At 67.4% G+C, this 17,307-nt stretch carries 14 protein-coding genes and 1 tRNA gene; 3 read left to right on the top strand and 12 right to left on the bottom strand.

Annotation, left to right across the window (positions count from 1 at the left end; genetic code table 11):
* Positions 1 to 74: 74 nt before the first annotated feature.
* The 12 genes from KHU32_RS17040 to KHU32_RS16985 form a co-directional block, all read right to left on the bottom strand.
* A complete protein-coding gene (locus KHU32_RS17040) occupies positions 75 to 869 on the bottom strand; it encodes an FAD binding domain-containing protein (RefSeq protein WP_213671350.1) in 795 nt (264 codons plus the stop codon).
* A 12-nt stretch (positions 870 to 881) separates the two neighbouring features.
* Positions 882 to 3,254: a xanthine dehydrogenase family protein molybdopterin-binding subunit gene (locus tag KHU32_RS17035; RefSeq protein WP_249681265.1), complete on the bottom strand. Its 2,373-nt coding sequence runs from the start codon at positions 3,252 to 3,254 to the stop codon at positions 882 to 884.
* Between the two features lie 130 nt (positions 3,255 to 3,384).
* Positions 3,385 to 3,888: a (2Fe-2S)-binding protein gene (locus KHU32_RS17030; protein WP_213671348.1), complete on the bottom strand. Its 504-nt coding sequence runs from the start codon at positions 3,886 to 3,888 to the stop codon at positions 3,385 to 3,387.
* A gap of 110 nt (positions 3,889 to 3,998) precedes the next feature.
* Entirely contained in the window at positions 3,999 to 4,304 is a 306-nt protein-coding gene (locus KHU32_RS17025) for a hypothetical protein (protein WP_213671347.1), read from the bottom strand.
* Between the two features lie 7 nt (positions 4,305 to 4,311).
* Positions 4,312 to 5,352, bottom strand: coding sequence for an ABC transporter ATP-binding protein (locus tag KHU32_RS17020; protein WP_213671346.1), 1,041 nt, complete (start codon positions 5,350 to 5,352; stop codon positions 4,312 to 4,314).
* Between the two features lie 25 nt (positions 5,353 to 5,377).
* Positions 5,378 to 6,337 (bottom strand): ABC transporter ATP-binding protein, encoded by a 960-nt coding sequence (locus KHU32_RS17015; protein WP_249681341.1) that lies wholly within the window; start codon positions 6,335 to 6,337, stop codon positions 5,378 to 5,380.
* A 107-nt stretch (positions 6,338 to 6,444) separates the two neighbouring features.
* Positions 6,445 to 7,371 carry an ABC transporter permease gene (locus tag KHU32_RS17010; protein ID WP_213671344.1) on the bottom strand — a complete coding sequence of 309 codons (927 nt, stop codon included), beginning with the start codon at positions 7,369 to 7,371 and terminating at the stop codon, positions 6,445 to 6,447.
* Positions 7,368 to 8,309 carry an ABC transporter permease gene (locus KHU32_RS17005; protein ID WP_213671343.1) on the bottom strand — a complete coding sequence of 314 codons (942 nt, stop codon included), beginning with the start codon at positions 8,307 to 8,309 and terminating at the stop codon, positions 7,368 to 7,370. Before KHU32_RS17005 ends, KHU32_RS17010 begins: the two co-directional genes overlap by 4 nt.
* Positions 8,310 to 8,330: 21 nt before the next feature.
* Entirely contained in the window at positions 8,331 to 9,923 is a 1,593-nt protein-coding gene (locus KHU32_RS17000; protein ID WP_213671342.1) for an ABC transporter substrate-binding protein, read from the bottom strand.
* A gap of 138 nt (positions 9,924 to 10,061) precedes the next feature.
* Positions 10,062 to 11,642 (bottom strand): ABC transporter substrate-binding protein, encoded by a 1,581-nt coding sequence (locus tag KHU32_RS16995; protein ID WP_408887857.1) that lies wholly within the window; start codon positions 11,640 to 11,642, stop codon positions 10,062 to 10,064.
* 11 nt (positions 11,643 to 11,653) lie between these two features.
* Positions 11,654 to 13,234 (bottom strand): ABC transporter substrate-binding protein, encoded by a 1,581-nt coding sequence (locus tag KHU32_RS16990; RefSeq protein ID WP_213671340.1) that lies wholly within the window; start codon positions 13,232 to 13,234, stop codon positions 11,654 to 11,656.
* 92 nt (positions 13,235 to 13,326) lie between these two features.
* Positions 13,327 to 14,907, bottom strand: a complete 1,581-nt coding sequence (locus KHU32_RS16985; RefSeq protein ID WP_213671339.1) for an ABC transporter substrate-binding protein — start codon at positions 14,905 to 14,907, stop codon at positions 13,327 to 13,329.
* Positions 14,908 to 15,170: 263 nt separating this feature from the next.
* Here KHU32_RS16985 and KHU32_RS16980 point away from each other — a divergent pair, with 263 nt between their 5' ends.
* The 3 genes from KHU32_RS16980 (at position 15,171) to KHU32_RS23345 (ending at position 17,220) form a co-directional block, all read left to right on the top strand.
* Positions 15,171 to 16,121, top strand: coding sequence for a Bug family tripartite tricarboxylate transporter substrate binding protein (locus KHU32_RS16980; RefSeq protein WP_213671338.1), 951 nt, complete (start codon positions 15,171 to 15,173; stop codon positions 16,119 to 16,121).
* 60 nt (positions 16,122 to 16,181) lie between these two features.
* Positions 16,182 to 16,256 (top strand) — tRNA-Val (locus KHU32_RS16975).
* Between the two features lie 532 nt (positions 16,257 to 16,788).
* Positions 16,789 to 17,220: a PsiF family protein gene (locus tag KHU32_RS23345; protein WP_283771079.1), complete on the top strand. Its 432-nt coding sequence runs from the start codon at positions 16,789 to 16,791 to the stop codon at positions 17,218 to 17,220.
* Positions 17,221 to 17,307 lie beyond the last annotated feature (87 nt).

The raw sequence follows: 17,307 nt of genomic DNA, 5'->3' as shown, positions 1-17,307 counted from the left end.
ACGCTCTGCCTTTTTTGTTTTTCGAGCATCTTTACCCGACCAGATGACGCCATCTGATCGGGTGATGCTCCAGGTCAGCCCGCCGCGACCACCGCGCGCTTGGCCATCACCGTCACCAGATGGGCGCGGTACTCGGCGCTGCCGTGGATGTCGCCGTTCAGGCCGTCGGCGTCCTGCTTGACCCCCGCCACCGCGTCGGCCGACCAGGCGCCGGCCAGCGCCGCCTCCATATCGGCCTGACGGAAGACGCAGGGGCCCGCGCCATTGATGGCGACGCGGATGCCCTGCGGTCCCCTGGAGACGAAGGCGCCGGCCATGACGTAGCGGCTCGCCGGGTTGCGCATCTTGGCGTAGCCGGCCTTCTCCGGGATCGGGAAGCGGATCGCCACCAGCAGCTCGTCGGGCTCCAGGGCCGTGGTGAACATGCCGAGGAAGAACTCGTCGGCCGGAATCTCGCGGCTGCTGGTCACGACCGTGGCGCCGAGGCCCAGCACCGCCGCCGGATAATCGGCCGCCGGATCGTTATTCGCGACCGAGCCGCCGAGCGTGCCCCGGTTGCGGACCTGCGTGTCGCCGATATTGGAGGCCATCTCCGCCAGCGCGGGGATCGCGGCCTTCACCTCGGCGCTGGTCGCGACCTCGGCATGCCTGGTCAGCGCGCCGATCACGAGGCTGTTCCCCTCCCGCCGGATGCCGCGCATCTCGGCGATGCCGGTGAGGTCCACGACCGTCGTCGGCCGGTTCAGCCGGTGCTTGAGCGCGGGAAGCAGCGTCTGGCCACCGGAGATGAACTTCGCGTCGGGATCGGCCGCCAGGAGCTTGGCGGCATCAGCGATGGAGGAGGGCTTGGTGTAGGTGAAATCATACATGCTCAGATCTCCTCAAAGCGTGCTGCCGTGGATGATGGACCAGATCTTGGGCGCTGTCGCCGGCATCTCGACATGGGTCACGCCGTAGTCCCGCAGGGCATCCACCACCGCGTTGATGACCGCCGGAGGCGAGCCGATCGCCCCCACCTCGCCGCAGCCCTTCACGCCCAGGGGGTTGTGCGTGCATAGGGTGACATGGGTCGCCACGCTGACCGGCGCCAGGTCGTCGGCGCGGGGCATGGCGTAATCCATCATGGAGGCGCTGATGAGCTGGCCGGCGGCGTCATAGACGCAATTCTCCATCAGGGCCTGGCCGACACCCTGCGCCACGCCGCCCTGCACCTGGCCCTCCACGATCATCGGGTTGATGACGCGCCCGACATCGTCGACGGCGGTGAAGTTGATCAGGCTGACCTTCCCGGTCTCCTTCTCGATCTCCACCTCGGCGATGTGGCAGCCGCCGGGATAGGTGAAGTTCTTGGGGTCGTAGAAGGCCGTCTCCTCGAGGCCAGGCTCGATCTCGTCGATGGGATAGTTGTGCGGGACATAGGCGGCGAGGCTGATCTCGGCCAAGACCTTGGTCTTGTCCGTTCCGGCCACGCGGAAGGTCCCGCGGTCGAACTCGATGTCCTCGACCGCCGCTTCCATCAGATGGGCGGCGATGCGCTTGCCCTTGGCGATGATCTTGTCCATCGCCTTCTCCATGGCTGAGCCGCCCACGGCGAGCGAGCGGCTGCCATAGGTGCCCATGCCGAAGGGCACCTTGCCGGTATCGCCATGCACGATGTCCACCTGGGCGACGGGCACGCCGAGCTTGTCGCAGACGAGCTGCGCAAAGGTCGTCTCGTGGCCCTGGCCGTGGCTGTGCGCACCGGTGAGCACGGTGATGCTGCCCGTCGGGTGCACGCGAATGGTGCCGACCTCGTAAAGCCCGGCCCGCGCGCCGAGCGAGCCGACGACGGCCGAGGGCGCGATGCCGCAGGCTTCCAGATAGGTCGAGATGCCGATTCCGCGCAGCTTCCCGCGCTTCGCCGCTTCCGCCCGCCGCGCCTCGAAACCCGCCCAGCCGGAGGTCTCCAGGGCCTGGTTCAGCGTGGAGAAGTAGTCGCCGCTGTCATATTCCAGCGCAACCGGCGTCTGGTACGGGAAGGCATCGGTCGCGATGAAGTTGCGCCGCCGCAGCTCGATCCGGTCGAAGCCGCATTGCTTGGCCGCGACGTCCACCAGCCGCTCCAGCAGATAGGTCGCCTCGGGCCGCCCCGCTCCGCGATAGGCGTCGACCGGCACGGTGTGGGTGAAGACGGCCTTCACCTCGGCATAAATGGCGGGCGTCGAATACACGCCGGCCAGCAGCGTCGCGTAGAGATAGGTCGGCACGCAGGGCGCGAAGGTCGAGAGATAGGCGCCCATATTCGCCTGGGTATGGACGCGCAGGCCAAGGAAGGTGCCCTCCTTGTCCAGCGCCAGCTCCGCGCGGGTCACATGGTCCCGGCCATGGGCGTCGGACATGAAGGATTCGGTACGGTCGGCCGTCCATTTCACCGGGCGGCCGAGCTTCGCCGCGGCCCAGGTGACGATGGCCTCCTCGGCATAATGATAGATCTTGCTGCCGAAGCCGCCTCCGACATCGGGCGCCACCACGCGCAGCTTGCTCTCCGGGATGTTGAGCACGAAGGCGCCCATCAGCAGCCGGATGACGTGGGGATTCTGGCTGGTGGTGAAGAGCGTGTGCTCGCCCGTGGTCGTATCGTAGTCGCCGACGGCGCTGCGCGGCTCCATGGCATTGGCGATGAGACGGTTGTTGGTCGTCTCGAAGGCGACGCGGTGCTCGGCGCGCGCGAAGGCGGCGTCGGTCATGGACTTGTCGCCGATGTGCCAGTCGTAGCAGAGGTTGCCGGCGATATCGTCGTGCACGCGGGGCGCGCCGGCGGCCAGCGCCTCGGTGGTGCCGGTCACGGCCGGCAGGGCCTCGACCTCCAGGGCGATGGCCTCGCCCGCATCGCGCGCCTGGCTGCGGGTTTCCGCGATCACGACGGCGACGGGATCGCCCACATGGCGCAGCTTGCCCTCGGCCAGGACGGGGTGCTTCGGCTCCGCCATGGGCGTGCCGTCCTTGTTGTGGATCTGCCAGCCGCAGGGGATGCCCCCGATGCCGGCCATGTCGGCGCTGGTGAAGACCGCGATGACGCCCGGCATGGCCGCGGCCGCGGTTGTGTCGATCGAGACGATCCGCGCATGTGCGTATTGGCTGCGAAGAATCCAGGCATAGACCTGGCCCGGCCGGTTGATGTCGTCGACATATTGCCCGCGGCCGGAGAGGAAGCGCAGATCCTCCTTGCGCTTCACGCTGGCGCCGATGCCTTCGAACGGCAGGATTGCGTTCATGGCCATTCTCCCTGTACCGTGACTTTTCGCCACTTGTTATCGAGGGGCTTCGCCCCGGACATCCCGGCGGGAACCTCAGGTTCCCGCATCTCCGCTGAGTTTGAGGGGCCGGGGGACAAGCCCCCGGGCGCTACTGCGCGGCGGCGGCGATCGTCTCGCGCTTGCCGTGCATGACCTCGGCGGCGGCGGCGATGGCCTTCACGATGTTGTGGTAGCCGGTACAGCGACAGAGGTTGCCCTCGAGCCCCTCGCGGATCTCCAGCTCGCTCAGCCCTTCCGGGTGCTTCTGGACGAGATCGACGGCCGACATGACCATTCCGGGCGTACAGAAGCCGCATTGCAGCGCATGATACTCGCGGAAGGCCTCCTGCATGGGATGCAGCGTGCCGTCGGCCTTGGCCAAGCCCTCGATGGTGGTAACGGACGCGCCTTCGCACATCGCCGCCAGCGTCGTGCAGGACTTCACGCTCTCGCCGTCGATATGCACCACGCAGGCGCCGCACTGGCTGGTGTCGCAGCCGACATGCGTGCCGGTGAGGCGGAGCTTCTCGCGCAGCAGCTCCACGAGCAGCGTGCGCCCTTCAATGTCTACGGTGTGCGATTTCCCGTTCACGCTTAGCGTTACCTGCGGCATCGCGCGCTCTCCCCGTGCTTGAAACCTGTGCCGCGAGCGTCGCGCCGTGAAGGCACGACGTCAAGCATCACGACACCGGCGTCACCCTCGGGGCATCACCCCCGAGGGTGTCACGACCGGGGCACGTCCTGTTCCAGCGTGAGCCGTCGCCCGCGCGTCAGCAGGGTGAGAACGCCCAGGACCACGGCGCCGACGGGCCAGGCCATCCAGATGCCCGCCGCCAGCATGGCGCCAAACAGGCCCGCCCCCATCGCGACATCCGGATCTTCAGAGCCGAGATAAGGGATCACGACGGCGCAGTTGGTCAGCAAAAGGACCAGCATCAGCAGGTTAAAGCCGACGAAGGTCCATTTGCAGATCCGCCCGAAAACGCTGCGCGGCGCCCGGGCCACGAAGGTAACGCGTTGCCCGGACATCGATCGCCTACGCGGCGATCGTGCGGAAGGCGGTGGGGGCCGCCTTGTTCAGCAGGGGATTCTGCTCGGCCGGGAGGTCGTGCAGATGGCAGGCGGAGAAATGCCCCTCGCCATTGTCCCGAAGCATCGGCTCGTCCTTGCGGCAACGATCGAAGGCATAGGGGCAGCGCGTGTGGAAGCGGCAACCCTTGGGCGGGTTGATCGGGCTCGGCACGTCGCCTTTGAGCACGATCCGCTCGCGCATCGCCCCCGGCATGGGCACCGGGACGGCCGAAAGAAGTGCCTCGGTATAGGGATGCCGCGGCCCGCCGAAGAGCTGCTTGCGGTCCGCGACCTCGACAATCTTGCCCAGATACATGACCGCCACGCGATGCGTCATGTGCTCCACGATCGCAAGATCGTGGCTGATGAAGAGCATCGCGAGGCCAAGCTCCGCCTGCAGGTCCTGCAGCAGATTCACGATCTGCGCCTTCACCGAGACGTCGAGGGCGGAGACCGCCTCGTCGCAGACGATCACGTCCGGCTCGGCCGCCAGCGCGCGCGCGATGCAGATGCGCTGGCGCTGGCCGCCCGAGAACTCATGCGGCCAGCGGTTCACGGCGTCGCGCGGCAGCCGGACCTTGTCCATGAGCTGGCCGATCCGCTCCTCCAGATCCGCGCTGTCCTTCGCCAGGCCGAAATTCTTGATCGGCTCGGCCAGGATCTCGCGCACGCGCATGCGCGGGTTCAGCGAGGAGAAGGGATCCTGGAAGATCACCTGGATCTCGCGGCGGAGGGGCCGCAGGGTCCCGGGCGACATGTCGTCGATGCGGCGCCCGTTCAGCGCCACCTGCCCCGAGGTCAGGGGGAAGAGGCGCAGGACGGACTTGCCGACCGTAGACTTGCCGCAGCCGCTCTCGCCGACCAGGGAGAGCGTCTCGCCCCGGTCGATGTGGAAGGACACGCCATCCACCGCGTAGACATGGCCCACCGTGCCGCCCATCAGGCCGCCGCGGATCGGGAAATGCTTCTTGAGGTCGGAGACCTCGAGGATGCGTTCGCCGCTCATCGGACGATCCCTTCAACGAAAGAGGTCATGCGGCCACCGTGCCGCTCACCGAGGCTTCGACGGGCGCGTAGTGACAGGCGGCGATGTGATTCGGCGCCTTCTCCTGCAGCGCGGGGGCCACCGCGCGGCAGAGGTCGGTCACGCTCGGGCAACGCGTCGCGAAGACGCAGCCCGGGATCTTCTGCTTGAGGCTCGGCACCAGGCCGGGGATCTCCACCAGCCGGGTGGTCTCGCCGGTCAGCGAGGATCCGAGCTTGGGCACGGAGCCCAGCAGGCCCTGGGTATAGGGATGCTTCGGGTTGCGGAAGAGCTCGTTGACGGGCGCCTCCTCAACCTTGCGGCCCGCATACATGACGACCACCCGCTCGGCGACCTCGGCCACGACACCCAGGTCATGGGTGATGAGGACGATGGCGGCGCCGACCGTGTTCTTCAGGTCGCGCATCAGGTCGAGGATCTGCGCCTGGATGGTGACGTCGAGCGCGGTGGTCGGCTCGTCGGCGATGAGCAGCTTCGGGTTGCAGGCCAGCGCGATGGCGATCATCACGCGCTGACGCATGCCGCCCGACAGCTGATGCGGGTACTCGCGCACGCGCCGCCCCGGCTCCGGGATGCCGACGAGGCGGAGCATCTCCACCGCGCGGTCCTCGGCCTGCTGCTTGGACATGCCCTGGTGCAGCCGCAGCGTCTCGCCGATCTGGCGCCCGATGGTGAGCACCGGGTTCAACGAGGTCATCGGCTCCTGGAAGATCATGCTGATCTCGTTGCCGCGGATCGACCGCATCTCCTTGTCGGAGAGCTTGAGCAGATCCCTGCCCTGGAAGCGGATGGCCCCCGCCATCTTGCCCGGCGGCTCGGGGATGAGCCGCAGGATCGACATGGCGGTGACGGACTTGCCGCAGCCGCTTTCGCCCACGACGGCCAACGTCTCCCCGGAGCGGACGTGGAAGGAAACGCCGTCCACCGCGCGGTTGACACCGTCCATCGTACGGAAATGCGTCTGGAGGTTATCGACCTCCAGGAGGATCTGGCGATTGTCGCCTTCGGCGCGAGGCTGATTCAACTTCGGCTCCCCTACACGATCGGACACGCTCATAGCTTCTTCGCCAGTCGGGGATCGATGGCGTCGCGCAGGCCGTCACCCAGCAGGTTGACCGCGAGCACCGTGATCGAGAGGAAGATCGCCGGGAAGAACACGATGTAGGGCTTCACCTGCCAGAGCGCGCGGCCCTCGGCCATGATGTTGCCCCAGGACGGAATGATCGGCGGCGTGCCCGCACCAATGAAGGACAGGATGGCCTCGGTGATCATCGCCGCCGCGCAGATGAAGGTGGCCTGCACGGTGATCGGCGCCAGCGTATTCGGCAGAATATGCTTGAAGATGATCGAGATGGTCGGCGTGCCGGAGGCAACCGCCGCCTCGACATAGGGCTGCTCACGCAGGCTCAGCACCACGCCGCGCACGAGGCGCGAAACGCGCGGGATCTCCGCGATGGTGATCGCCAGGATGACGTTCTGCACCGAGCCGCGGGTCAGCGCCATGAGGGCAATGGCCAGCAGGATCGAGGGGATACTCATCATGCCGTCCATGATGCGCATGATGATGCTGTCGGCCAGGCGATTGAAACCCGAGAGAAGGCCGATGGCCAAGCCGACGATCGAGGAGAAGAAGGCCACGGAGAAGCCGACCAGCAGCGACACGCGCGCCCCGTAGAGAACACGCGAGTAGACGTCGCGGCCCAGCATGTCCGTGCCGAACCAGTACATGGCCGAAGGCTCACGCGTGCGCCGCGCCGGCGCAAGAGCGGTCGGGTCGACCGTCCAGAAAAGTGGCGCGAAGACCGCAATGATCAGCATGATCAGCAGCAGCGTGCCGCCGATCGCAATGGTCGGGTAGCGGCGCAGGAAGCCGATGACCCCCCGCCGCGGCTTGACGTTGGAGAGGATGTCGGGCTGCGGCGTGGCGACAGCGAGGCCCGGCGGGATTTGGATCCCCGAAGGGAGGTTGGAGGCGCTCAATACCGGATCCTCGGATCAAAGAGGGTGTAGCTGAGATCGACCAACAGGTTCACCAGGACATAGGCGAAGCTGAAGAGCAGGATCACGCCCTGGATGACGGGGTAGTCGCGACGGAGGATGGCATCGACGGTGAGCCGGCCGAGGCCGGGGATCGCGAAGACGCTCTCCGTCACCACCGCGCCGCCGATCAGCCCGGCGAAGCCGATACCGATGATCGTGACGATAGGCACCGCCGCATTCTTCAGCGCATGCACGAACAGGATGGACGGCTGCGCCGCGCCCTTGGCGCGCGCGGTGCGGACGTAATCCTGGCTCAGCACCTCCAGCATGGAGGCCCGGGTAATGCGGGCAATCAGGGCAATATAAACACCACCGAGCGCGACTGCCGGCAGGATCAGGTTTTCCATCCACGGGAAGAACCCGTTCGAGATGGGCGTGTAGCCCTGCACCGGCAGCCAATCGAGCTCCAGCGCGAAGACGTAGGCGAGGACATAGCCCACCACGAAGACCGGCACCGAGAAGCCGAGCACCGCGAAGGCCATGACGCAGCGGTCGATCGTCGTGCCCTGCTTCCAGGCCGCGACCACGCCCATGGGAATGGCGATGGTGACGGCGAGGATCAGGGTGACGATCATCAGCGACAGCGTCGGCTCGATCCGCTGCTGGATCATCGTGCTGACCGGCAGGTTGGTGAAGATCGAGGTCCCCAGATCACCGCGGAGGATGTCCCACGTCCAGGCCCCGAACCGCACCAGATATGGTCGGTCCAGACCGAGGGACGCACGGATGCGCTCCACGTCGTCAGGAGTCGCCTGGTCGCCTGCGATGACCGCCGCCGGATCGCCCGGCGACAGGTACAGCAGCGAGAAGACGAAGAGTGCCACGATCGCCATGACGGGGATCGTGGCAAGGATACGTCGGATGATGTATGCCCACATGACTTCGTTAAACCAGCGCTTTCACGTTTTGGAAACACCCCAAAAGAAGGGTAGCGGGCCTTTGGTGATGCCGCTGACATTGCGGCGCCAGGCCTGATACCCAAGGAAGAAGCCGGTCGGCGCGTAGACCACGTGCTCAATGGCTTCGGAATTTACCTTATCCAGTGCCGCCCTTTCGGCGGCGGGATCGGGCGCCTGGAACCATTCGGCGATCCCCTGCTCGACGCTGGGAACATTCGGCCAGCCGAACCAGGCCCCGTCGCCATTGGCGCGAATCGCGCTGTAGGCGGCGGGGTTCACGCAGTCGGCGCCGGCGTGCCAGCTATGGAACATGCTCCAGCCGCCCTGGCTCGGCGGCGTCTTCACGGTGCGGCGCTGGCCGGTGGTTCCCCAGTCGGTCGCGACAAAGTCGACGTTCATGCCCATCCGCTTCAGCAGATCGGCCGTCACGTCGCCCTGCGCCTTGGTGATGGGCTGGTCCTGCGCGACGATGCAGACGACCGGTTCGTTGCGATAGCCGCCCTGCTCCAGCAGGCGCTTCGCGAGGTCCATGTTGCGGGGCCCCTTCAGGATGTCGCCGCCGGCCTCGGTGTAGCCGGGCGAGCCCGGCGTGAAGTAGCCGGGCAGCGGCTTCCAGAGGTTCGAATCGTCGCCCACCAGGGCGCGCATGTAGTCCTCCTGGCTCATCGCCGCGAGGACGGCCTGCCGGACCTTCTGCGAATTGAAGGGCGGCTGGAGGTGGTTCATCCGGAAGGAGCCGATATTGCCCAGCGGGTCGGCGATATCGACGGCGATGTTGCGGTTGCGGCGCAGGACGGGGATGAGGTCGGTGATGGGGTTCTCCCACCAGTCCACCTCGCCGTTCTGCAACGCGGCAGAGGCCGTCGCCGGATCGGGCATCACCACCCATTCAAGGCGGTCGACCAGGATGCGCTTGCCGCCCGCCAGCCAGCTCGCCGGCTCGTTACGCGGCACGTAGCGGTCGAATTTCTGGAAGACGGCCCGCGCCCCCGGCACCCACTCGTCGCGCACGAAGCGCATGGGGCCGGAGCCGATATATTCCGTGATCTGCGTGAAGGAATCCGTGCGCGCGATGCGCTCGGGCATGATGAAGCAGCTCGGCGCATTGGTCTTGCCCAGCGCGTAGAGCAGCTTGGGAAAGGGCTGGCGCAGCACCCAGCGGAAGGTCCGGTCGTCCGCCGCCACCAGCTCCTGCTGGATGGCACGGATCATCTGGCCCATCGGGTCGCGCGGCATCCAGCGCCCGATGGAGGCGACGACATCCTTGGCCAGCACCGGCTCGCCGTCGTGGAAGCGCAGGCCCTCCCGGAGCCTGAAGGTCCAGGTCAGGCCATCCTGCGAAAGGGTATGGCCCTCCACCATCTGCGGCTGCGGCACCAGCCGCTCGTCCACGCCGTAGAGCATGTCCCAGACCGCGGCGCCGGCGTTGCGGACGACATATTGGGTGCCCCAGATGGGGTCGAAATTCGCGAGATTGGTCTGCGGCACGAAGCGTAGCGTGCGCGCGGCCGCGCCCTGACTGAGGGCGGGACCGGCAAGCGCGGTGCCGGCCACACCGGCGGCACCTGCCTGAAGAAAACTCCTACGCTTCATTCATCTGTCTCCCGTTAGCTCCCCGGCCTGCCGCCGTGTTGAGCTGAAGTTGCACCACCGTTGGGCAAGAAGCCAGCGCTACTGCGCCGCAACATGCCCCCACCCGACGGTGGAGCAATCATCGTGCCAGGAAACGAATCAGGCGCGGCGCACACCCCAGAACAGGGCCGGACCGCCACGCACGATCCCGGTGATGCTGCGGCGCCAGGCCTGCGGCGGCCGCACAAGGCCGAGCGGAATGAAGGGGACTTCCTCCCAGGCCACGCGCTGGATCTCTTCGGCGATGCGCTTGGCCGAAGCCTGATCCGCCGCGTCGAACCATTGCTCGCGAAGGGCCTCCAGCCGCGGCATGGTCGGCCAGCCGGACCAGGCCTGCGCGCCGTTGCCGCGCAGCGGCTGATGGCTGCCGGGCACCGAGACGTCGAGGCCTTCCCACGTCGTGCAGAAGACGCTCCAGCCCCCCTGCTCAACCGGGCCGCGATTGGTACGCCGCTGGATCTGCGTGCCCCAGTCCATCGCCGGGAAGTCGATGTTGAAGCCGACGCGCCGCAGCAGGTCCGCCGCGACCTCGGACAGGTTCTGGATCACCGGCATGTCGGTCGCCGACATCATGGCGATGCGCCGCCCGTCATAGGAGGAGGCGCGCAGCGCGGCCTTCGCGGCGTCGAGGTCGCGACGGCCGGACAGGACCTCCAGCCCCGCGTCGTTGGCGAGCGGCGTGCCCGGCGTGAAGACGCCGCAGGGCACGACGGAGAGCGCACGGTCCGTGCCGATCGCCGCATCCATGAAGTCGCGCTGGTTCACGGCGGAGAGAATCGAGCGGCGGACGGCCAGGTCGTCGAAGGGCTTGTGCAGGAAGTTGAAGCGCAGCACGCCCATGTTGCCGGCCGGATTGATCACGCCGACCTCGATGTCGCGGTTGCGGCGCAGCAGCGGCAGCAGATCGGTCAGCGGCGATTCGAGCCAGTCGCCCTCGTTGTTCTGGAGCGCGGCACCCGCCGTGGCCGGATCGGGCATCACGCGCCATTCGACGCGGTCGAAATGCACCTGCTTCGCCCCGGTCATGAAATCCGTCGGCTCGGAGCGTGGCACGTAGCCGTCGAAGCGCTCGTAGATGGCGACGTCGCCCGGGCGGAACAGGTCGCGCCGGAAGCGGAACGGACCGCTGCCGGTGGGATCGTTGATCTGCGTGAAGGGATCGGTCTGTGCCACGCGCTCGGGCATGATGGCGCAAATATTGGCAGAGGGCTTGCCGAGCGCCCAGGCGAGGCCGGGCCAGGGCTTCTTCAGCCGGATCCGGATGGTCTGGTCGTCCGGCGCCGAGACTTCCTCGCCCAGGGCGACCAGCCGGCTGCCCAGCACGTCCCGCTTCGACCAGCGCAGGATGGAGGCCACGCAGTCGCGCGCCCGCACCGGCTCGCCGTCATGGAACTTCAGGCCGTCGCGCAGCCGGATGTTCCAGGTCAGCCCATCGGCGCTGATCTCATGGCCGGCCGCCATCTGCGGGCGCGCCTCGTAGTTGGAGTCCAGACCGTAGAGAAGATCATAGATCATCAGCCCGTGGTTGCGGACGATGGTCGCCGTGCTCCAGACCGGATCGAGGCTGGCGAGATTGGCTTGCGGAAGGAAGCGAAGCGTGCGGGAGGCAAGCTGCGCGGAGCCGAGACGCGGTGCGGCAAGAATGGCCGCCGCACCACCAAGGCCGGCCCTGCGGGAAATCAACATAACGATTAGCTCTTTCCAATGTTCCAGAAAACGGTCGCGGGAGTACGGAAGACGCCGGTGAGGTTCCGGCGCCAGGCACTCGGCTGCCAATAATAGCCGAGGGGGATGTAGGCCATGACCTCCATGGCGCGTCGGTTGAGCTGCTCGGCGATGGTGCGCCCTTCCTCGGGGCTGTCCGAGTTGACCCAGGCGGTGCGCAGCCGCTCGATCTCGGCGTCGTCCGGCCAGCCGAACCAGGCATTCGCCCCGTTGGCACGCAGGAAGAGGTGGAAGACCGGCATGGTGAGCGACTGGCCGGAAGCCGTGGTGTGAACGATGCTCCAGCCGCCCCGCTCCACCGGCTCCTTGCTGGCGCGGCGCTGGATCAGCGTGCCCCAGTCGGCCGAGACGAGCTCGAGGTTCATGCCGATGCGCTGCAGCAGATCGGCGGTCACGAGGGAGAGCGCATTGATCTGCGGATAGTCGCTCGGCGCGATCAGCACGACCTTTTCGTTGTTGTAGCCGGCCTCGCGAAGTGCGGCGCGGGCGCGCTCGACGTTATGGGTCTTCAGGATCTCGCTGCCGGCCTCGTTGGCCAGCGGCGTGCCGCAGGTGAAGACGCCCTCGCAGACGCCCCAGCCCTGGGGGTCGGAGCCCGCGACGGCGGTCATGTAGTCGCGCTGGTTCACCGCCATCGCCACGGCGCGCCGGATGGCGGGATTGTTGAAGGGAGGCTGCAGCGTGTTGAAGCGCGCGATGCCGTAGGTGCCGTCCAGCAGTCGCTGCTCCACCACCAGATCGCGCGAGCGGCGCATCACGGGCAGCAGGTCGTGCAGGGGATATTCCCAGTAGTCCTGCTCGCCGAGCGTCATGGCGTTGGCGCTGGTGGCGGGGTCGGTGATGATGGTCCACTCGACGCGCTCGATGCGCGGGGTGCGGCCGCCGGCCAAGCCGTCGACGGGCTCCTGCCGCGGCACATAGCCGTCGTGCTTCGCCCAGACGGCCCGCTGGCCGGGATTCCATTCATTCGCCAGGAAGCGGAAGGGACCGCTGCCCACGGCCTCGCGGATCTGCGTGAAGGCGTCCGTGCTCGCGATGCGCTCCGGCATGACGAAGCAGGGAAACTGCGTCTGGCCCAGCGCCTGGAGCAGCAGGGGGACCGGACGATGCAGGCGGAAGCGGAAGCGGCGGTCGTCCATCGCCTCGACCTCGGCGACGCTCGGCTGGAGCACCTGCATGAAGGGATCGCGACGCGACCAGCGCTTGATCGAGGCAACGACGTCCCGCGAGGTCACCTTCTGACCGTCGTGGAAGACGAGGCCTTCGCGCAGCGTGAAGGTCAGGCTCAGCCGGTCATCGGCGAGCGACCAGCCCTCGGCCATTTGCGGCCTGATCTCGCCCTTGGAATCCTGGGCGCAGATCTGGTCGAAGACCATGAAGGCGTTGTTGCGGGTGACCACCGCCGTGGTCCAGACCGGATCCAGGCTGGTCAGGTTCGCCTGCGGAATGACGCGGAGGAGGCGCTGCGCCCCACCCTGGGCACCCACCACGCTGGGCGCGGCGACACCAACCGCCGTCGCCGCCAATACGCCACGCCTCTGGATCATCGTCGCCTCCGCTTTTTGTGAACCCATGGCGAATCGCCATGGGGCATGACGGGCGGGAGGCGACGGCCCCCCGCCCTCGCTTTTCCGTCAGATCACGTGCGCCGGATGCCCCAGAAGAGCGCCAGGCCCGAAACGCGATCCACGAGGTTGCTCCGCAGCGCCGTAATGGACTTGTAGGCGCCCACGGGGATGTAGGGCAGTTCGTCGAGCGCCACGGTCTGCATCTCGCGGGCGATCGCCTGCTCGGCAGCGAGGTTGGGGGCATCGAACCAGCTGTCCCGCAGCTCCTCGAGCCGGGGGACGTTGGGCCAGCCGAACCAGGCGTCGGTGCCATTGCCGCGCAGCGGGAAATGCGCCGCCGGATTGACGAAGTCGAAGGACGAGAAGGAGGTGAGCAGCATGCTCCAGCCACCCTTGTCCACCGGCTCGCGCGAAGTGCGGCGCTGCACGGTGGTGCCCCAGTCCGTCAGCACGATATCGGCGTTGAAGCCGAGGCGGCGCACGAGATCCGCGCCCACCTGCGTCAGGGCCGAAGGCGCCAGGATGTCGGTCGGGCCGATCAGGCGCATGGGCTGGTTGGTGTAGCCCGCCGCCCGCATGAGCTCCTTCGCACGGTCGACGCTGCGCGGCCCGTTGAGGACCGACATGCCGGCATCATTCGCGAGCGGCGTGCCCGGGGTGAAGATGCCGCACTGCGCGTCGTAGTTCTGGGGCTCGTCGCCCACGACCGCCGCCATGAAGTCCGCCTGGGAGATGGCGGGCAGCAGCGCCTGGCGCAGCTTCTTGTCGTTGAACGGCGCGTGGAGGTGATTGAAGCGCAGGACGGCGGTGAGCGGCAGCGGGTCGATCGCCTCGATCTTCACGTTGCGGTTGCGGCGCAGCAGCTGCTGGATCTCCGGCGGCGGCTGCTCGTACCAGTCGATCTCACCGGTCTGCAGGGCGGCGGCCGAGGTGGCGGCATCGGTGATGATGTTCCACTCGACGCGATCGAAATTCACGACCTTCGGACCCGCCGTGAGGCTGGGCGTGCCGCTGGAGAGCGGCACGTAATCTGCGAAGCGCGTGTAGACGACGCGGCTGCCGGAATTGAACTCGTCCGTCTTGAAGGCGAAGGGGCCGCTGCCGATCGTCTCGCGCACCTGCGTGAAGGCGTCGGTCTGGGCGACGCGCTCGGGCATGATGAAGGCCGGGCTGTTCGACACCTGGGCCAGCGCCTGGAACAGCAGCGGGAAGGGCTTCTTCAGGCGGAAGCGGATTCGCTTGTCGTCCACCACCTCGACCGCATCGGTCACGGTGGCCAGCTTCTGCGCCATCGGGTTGCGGCGCATCCAGCGCGTGAGGCTGGGCACCACGTCCTGCGCGCGGACGCGCTCGCCGTCATGGAACTTCAGGCCGTCGCGCAGCGTGATGATGACGGTCTTGCCGTCATCCTCCACCACATGGCCCGCGGCCATCTGCGGCGACACCTGGAAGCTGCCATTCACGCCATACAGCGTGTCGTAGATCATATGCCCGTGGTTGCGGGTGATGTTCGCCGTCGTCCAGATGGGATCGAGGCTGGTGAGATTGGCCTGCGGAACCATCGTGAGCACGCGATTTCGCGCCGGCTGAGCCAATGCGGGACCGGCCAGGGCCGCCGAGGCGGCACCAGCCAGGAGGTTACGGCGTTTCATCGGTAGGCTCCTCATACCAGTGGTGGAGTTTCTTGGTGCCGGGACACATAGGTCAAGCGGTTGGAGCAGGACAACAGGCGATCGCAGGGCCCGTCTGCCCAAACCGGGGGCATGGCCGAAGCAGCCTGCCCGCATTGTCCTCCATGCGACGACGGATCTTACACCGATAATCGCCGAACGGCTTCGGAATAGGCCGCACTTGCGTGCTGGACAGAGCGACCATGGCCGCGGTCTGCTGGAAAAAACAATAAGGGAGGAATGCCATGCTTCGCCGGGCCGTGCTGCTCGCACCCCTTTGGGCGCCAGCCGTCGTCTCCGCCCAGACCCTCCAGGACCGACCCGTCCGGCTGATCATTCCGTATTCGGCAGGCGGCGTGGCCGACACGGTCGCGCGGATCCTGCAGCCGAAAGTGTCGGAGCACCTCGGCCAACCGCTGATCGTCGAGAACAGGACCGGAGCGGCCGGGGCGATCGGCGCAGGTTTCGTTGCGCAGTCGCCGCCGGATGGCCACACCCTGATGCTGGAAGGCGCGACCACCATCACCGGCGCCCTCGCCCATCGCGGCATGACCTTCGACTACGCCGCCATGCCCATTTGCGCGCAGATCACCGCGGCGCCCTACGTCCTGGGGATGAGAGCCGGATTCCCGGGCGACGACCTGCGCGCCTTCCTCGCCGAGGCCAGGCGCCGCCCCGGCGAGGTCACCTTCGGCACGCCGGGCATCGCGCATATCGGCCACCTGATGGGCGAGCTCCTGCAGTCGCTGGCCGATGTCCGGTTGGAGCACGTCCCCTTCCGGGGCGGTGCCGATGCCGCGCGCGAGGTGGCCGGCGGCCGCGTCGATTCGTGCATCATCAGCGAAAGCAGTTTCTCTCCCGTGCTGCGAACCGAGCGCGGGCGGGCGATCGCGGTGACGGGCGCCGCGCGCCGGCCGAACCTGCCCGACGTGCCCGCGATGGGCGAGATCGTTCCGGGCTACGAACTCTCGACCTGGATGATGATCTTCTCGCCGCCCGGCACGCCCATGCCGCTGCGGCGGCGGATTTCCCAGGCTTTCGGGGCGGCGGTGAACGATCCCGGCCTGCGCGAGCGCATCGAGCAGAGCGGAAACGACCCGGTGAGCGCGGGACCGGAGGAGGCCGAAGCGCTCTGGCGACGCGAGCGCGACAAGCTCACGACGCTGATGCGCCGGGCCGGTCTGACACAAGGATGAAATGATGGAGGGGGTGGGGCTTGTCGCCTTCGCGCGACTTCGCTAGATGACCCCCCGAACGGGCGCTTAGCTCAGCGGGAGAGCACTTCCCTGACACGGAAGGGGTCACAGGTTCAATCCCTGTAGCGCCCACCATTCATTCCATTGATTTTGTTGAGTAACCGCCGCTCCATGAGGTGCGGCTACGGTTCGTGGTTGTCCGCTACGGATCGCGAATAGTCACGCAAACCCCGTGCACCCTTATCGCCGTCCACTCTCGATCCATCATGCGGCGAGCATGCACAGCCCCCGGCCGATTCTCTCCGGCACGTCCGAGGTGCGATCCTTTCGGTCCGTCGCGGCGCCTAGCGAAGGACCAGCCCCTGTGGACCGCAGGAGCGTCTGGCCTGCATCTCCTATGGTGCTCGGAGGGTGCAGATGGGCCTGACCCGCAACGACCTCGTGCCCAGGCCCCGGAAGACCGAAGGTGCTGCCGCTGCCCATTCTCGCCCACCTGTGGAAGTAGGCCCTAGCCTTCTTCGCCGTTGGATTGAGTAGGTGGCCTCTCTGGACCGGCGACCGGACGAGGCATCAGCCAGCCGAAGCCCAGACGGCCAAGTTGCGCGATCGTCATTTGCTTCTCGGGCACCGCACCGGCTGTGATCAAAGACCCAGGGAGGACAATGCGATGATCCGCTTTCTTGTTGCTGGCCTGCTGACCGTCACCGCTTTCGCCATGCCGCCCGCAGCCCTGGCTCAGGGCACAGCCCCGGCCGTGCCCCCCAGCACGACCGCTCCTGCTGGCGCGGCAGCGCCCGCCTCGCCGGCCGCGCGGCAGCCGAGTGCTGCCCAGGCAGCGCAGCAGGAACGGATGCGCAGCTGCAATGCCACCGCCACCTCGCGCCACCTGACCGCAGACGCGCGTCGCTCCTTCATGTCGGAATGCCTGGCCGGGCGAACGCCGGCCGCCTCCGGCCATGAGCCCAGCGCCGCCCAGGCCGCGCAGCAGGAGCGCATGCGCAGCTGCAACACCACCGCCACCTCGCGTCAGCTGGCCGGCACCGCCCGCCGCTCCTTCATGACCGAGTGCCTGGCGGGCCACGGCGCGAGCACGGACTGACGGAGGCACGCTTGTCATCGGTGGCTTGAGGGCGGATGCGCCGCCCTCCCGCCGTTTGGATGCAGTTTGATGCCGTCCTGGATCCTG

Source organism: Roseococcus pinisoli (assembly GCF_018413645.1).
Taxonomy (GTDB): domain Bacteria; phylum Pseudomonadota; class Alphaproteobacteria; order Acetobacterales; family Acetobacteraceae; genus Roseococcus; species Roseococcus pinisoli.
Note: the sequence above shows the minus strand (reverse complement) of the source record. Positions and strands in the feature narration are given on the sequence as shown.

What these genes read in the sequence shown, in the direction of transcription:
- KHU32_RS17040 (WP_213671350.1), bottom strand. Translation starts at nt 869, where the DNA reads ATGTATGATTTCACCTACACCAAGCCCTCCTCCATCGCTGATGCCGCC.
- KHU32_RS17035 (WP_249681265.1), bottom strand. Translation starts at nt 3,254, where the DNA reads ATGAACGCAATCCTGCCGTTCGAAGGCATCGGCGCCAGCGTGAAGCGC.
- KHU32_RS17030 (WP_213671348.1), bottom strand. Translation starts at nt 3,888, where the DNA reads ATGCCGCAGGTAACGCTAAGCGTGAACGGGAAATCGCACACCGTAGAC.
- KHU32_RS17025 (WP_213671347.1), bottom strand. Translation starts at nt 4,304, where the DNA reads ATGTCCGGGCAACGCGTTACCTTCGTGGCCCGGGCGCCGCGCAGCGTT.
- KHU32_RS17020 (WP_213671346.1), bottom strand. Translation starts at nt 5,352, where the DNA reads ATGAGCGGCGAACGCATCCTCGAGGTCTCCGACCTCAAGAAGCATTTC.
- KHU32_RS17015 (WP_249681341.1), bottom strand. Translation starts at nt 6,337, where the DNA reads ATGGACGGTGTCAACCGCGCGGTGGACGGCGTTTCCTTCCACGTCCGC.
- KHU32_RS17005 (WP_213671343.1), bottom strand. Translation starts at nt 8,309, where the DNA reads ATGTGGGCATACATCATCCGACGTATCCTTGCCACGATCCCCGTCATG.
- KHU32_RS17000 (WP_213671342.1), bottom strand. Translation starts at nt 9,923, where the DNA reads ATGAAGCGTAGGAGTTTTCTTCAGGCAGGTGCCGCCGGTGTGGCCGGC.
- KHU32_RS16990 (WP_213671340.1), bottom strand. Translation starts at nt 13,234, where the DNA reads ATGATCCAGAGGCGTGGCGTATTGGCGGCGACGGCGGTTGGTGTCGCC.
- KHU32_RS16985 (WP_213671339.1), bottom strand. Translation starts at nt 14,907, where the DNA reads ATGAAACGCCGTAACCTCCTGGCTGGTGCCGCCTCGGCGGCCCTGGCC.
- KHU32_RS16980 (WP_213671338.1), top strand. Translation starts at nt 15,171, where the DNA reads ATGCTTCGCCGGGCCGTGCTGCTCGCACCCCTTTGGGCGCCAGCCGTC.
- KHU32_RS23345 (WP_283771079.1), top strand. Translation starts at nt 16,789, where the DNA reads ATGATCCGCTTTCTTGTTGCTGGCCTGCTGACCGTCACCGCTTTCGCC.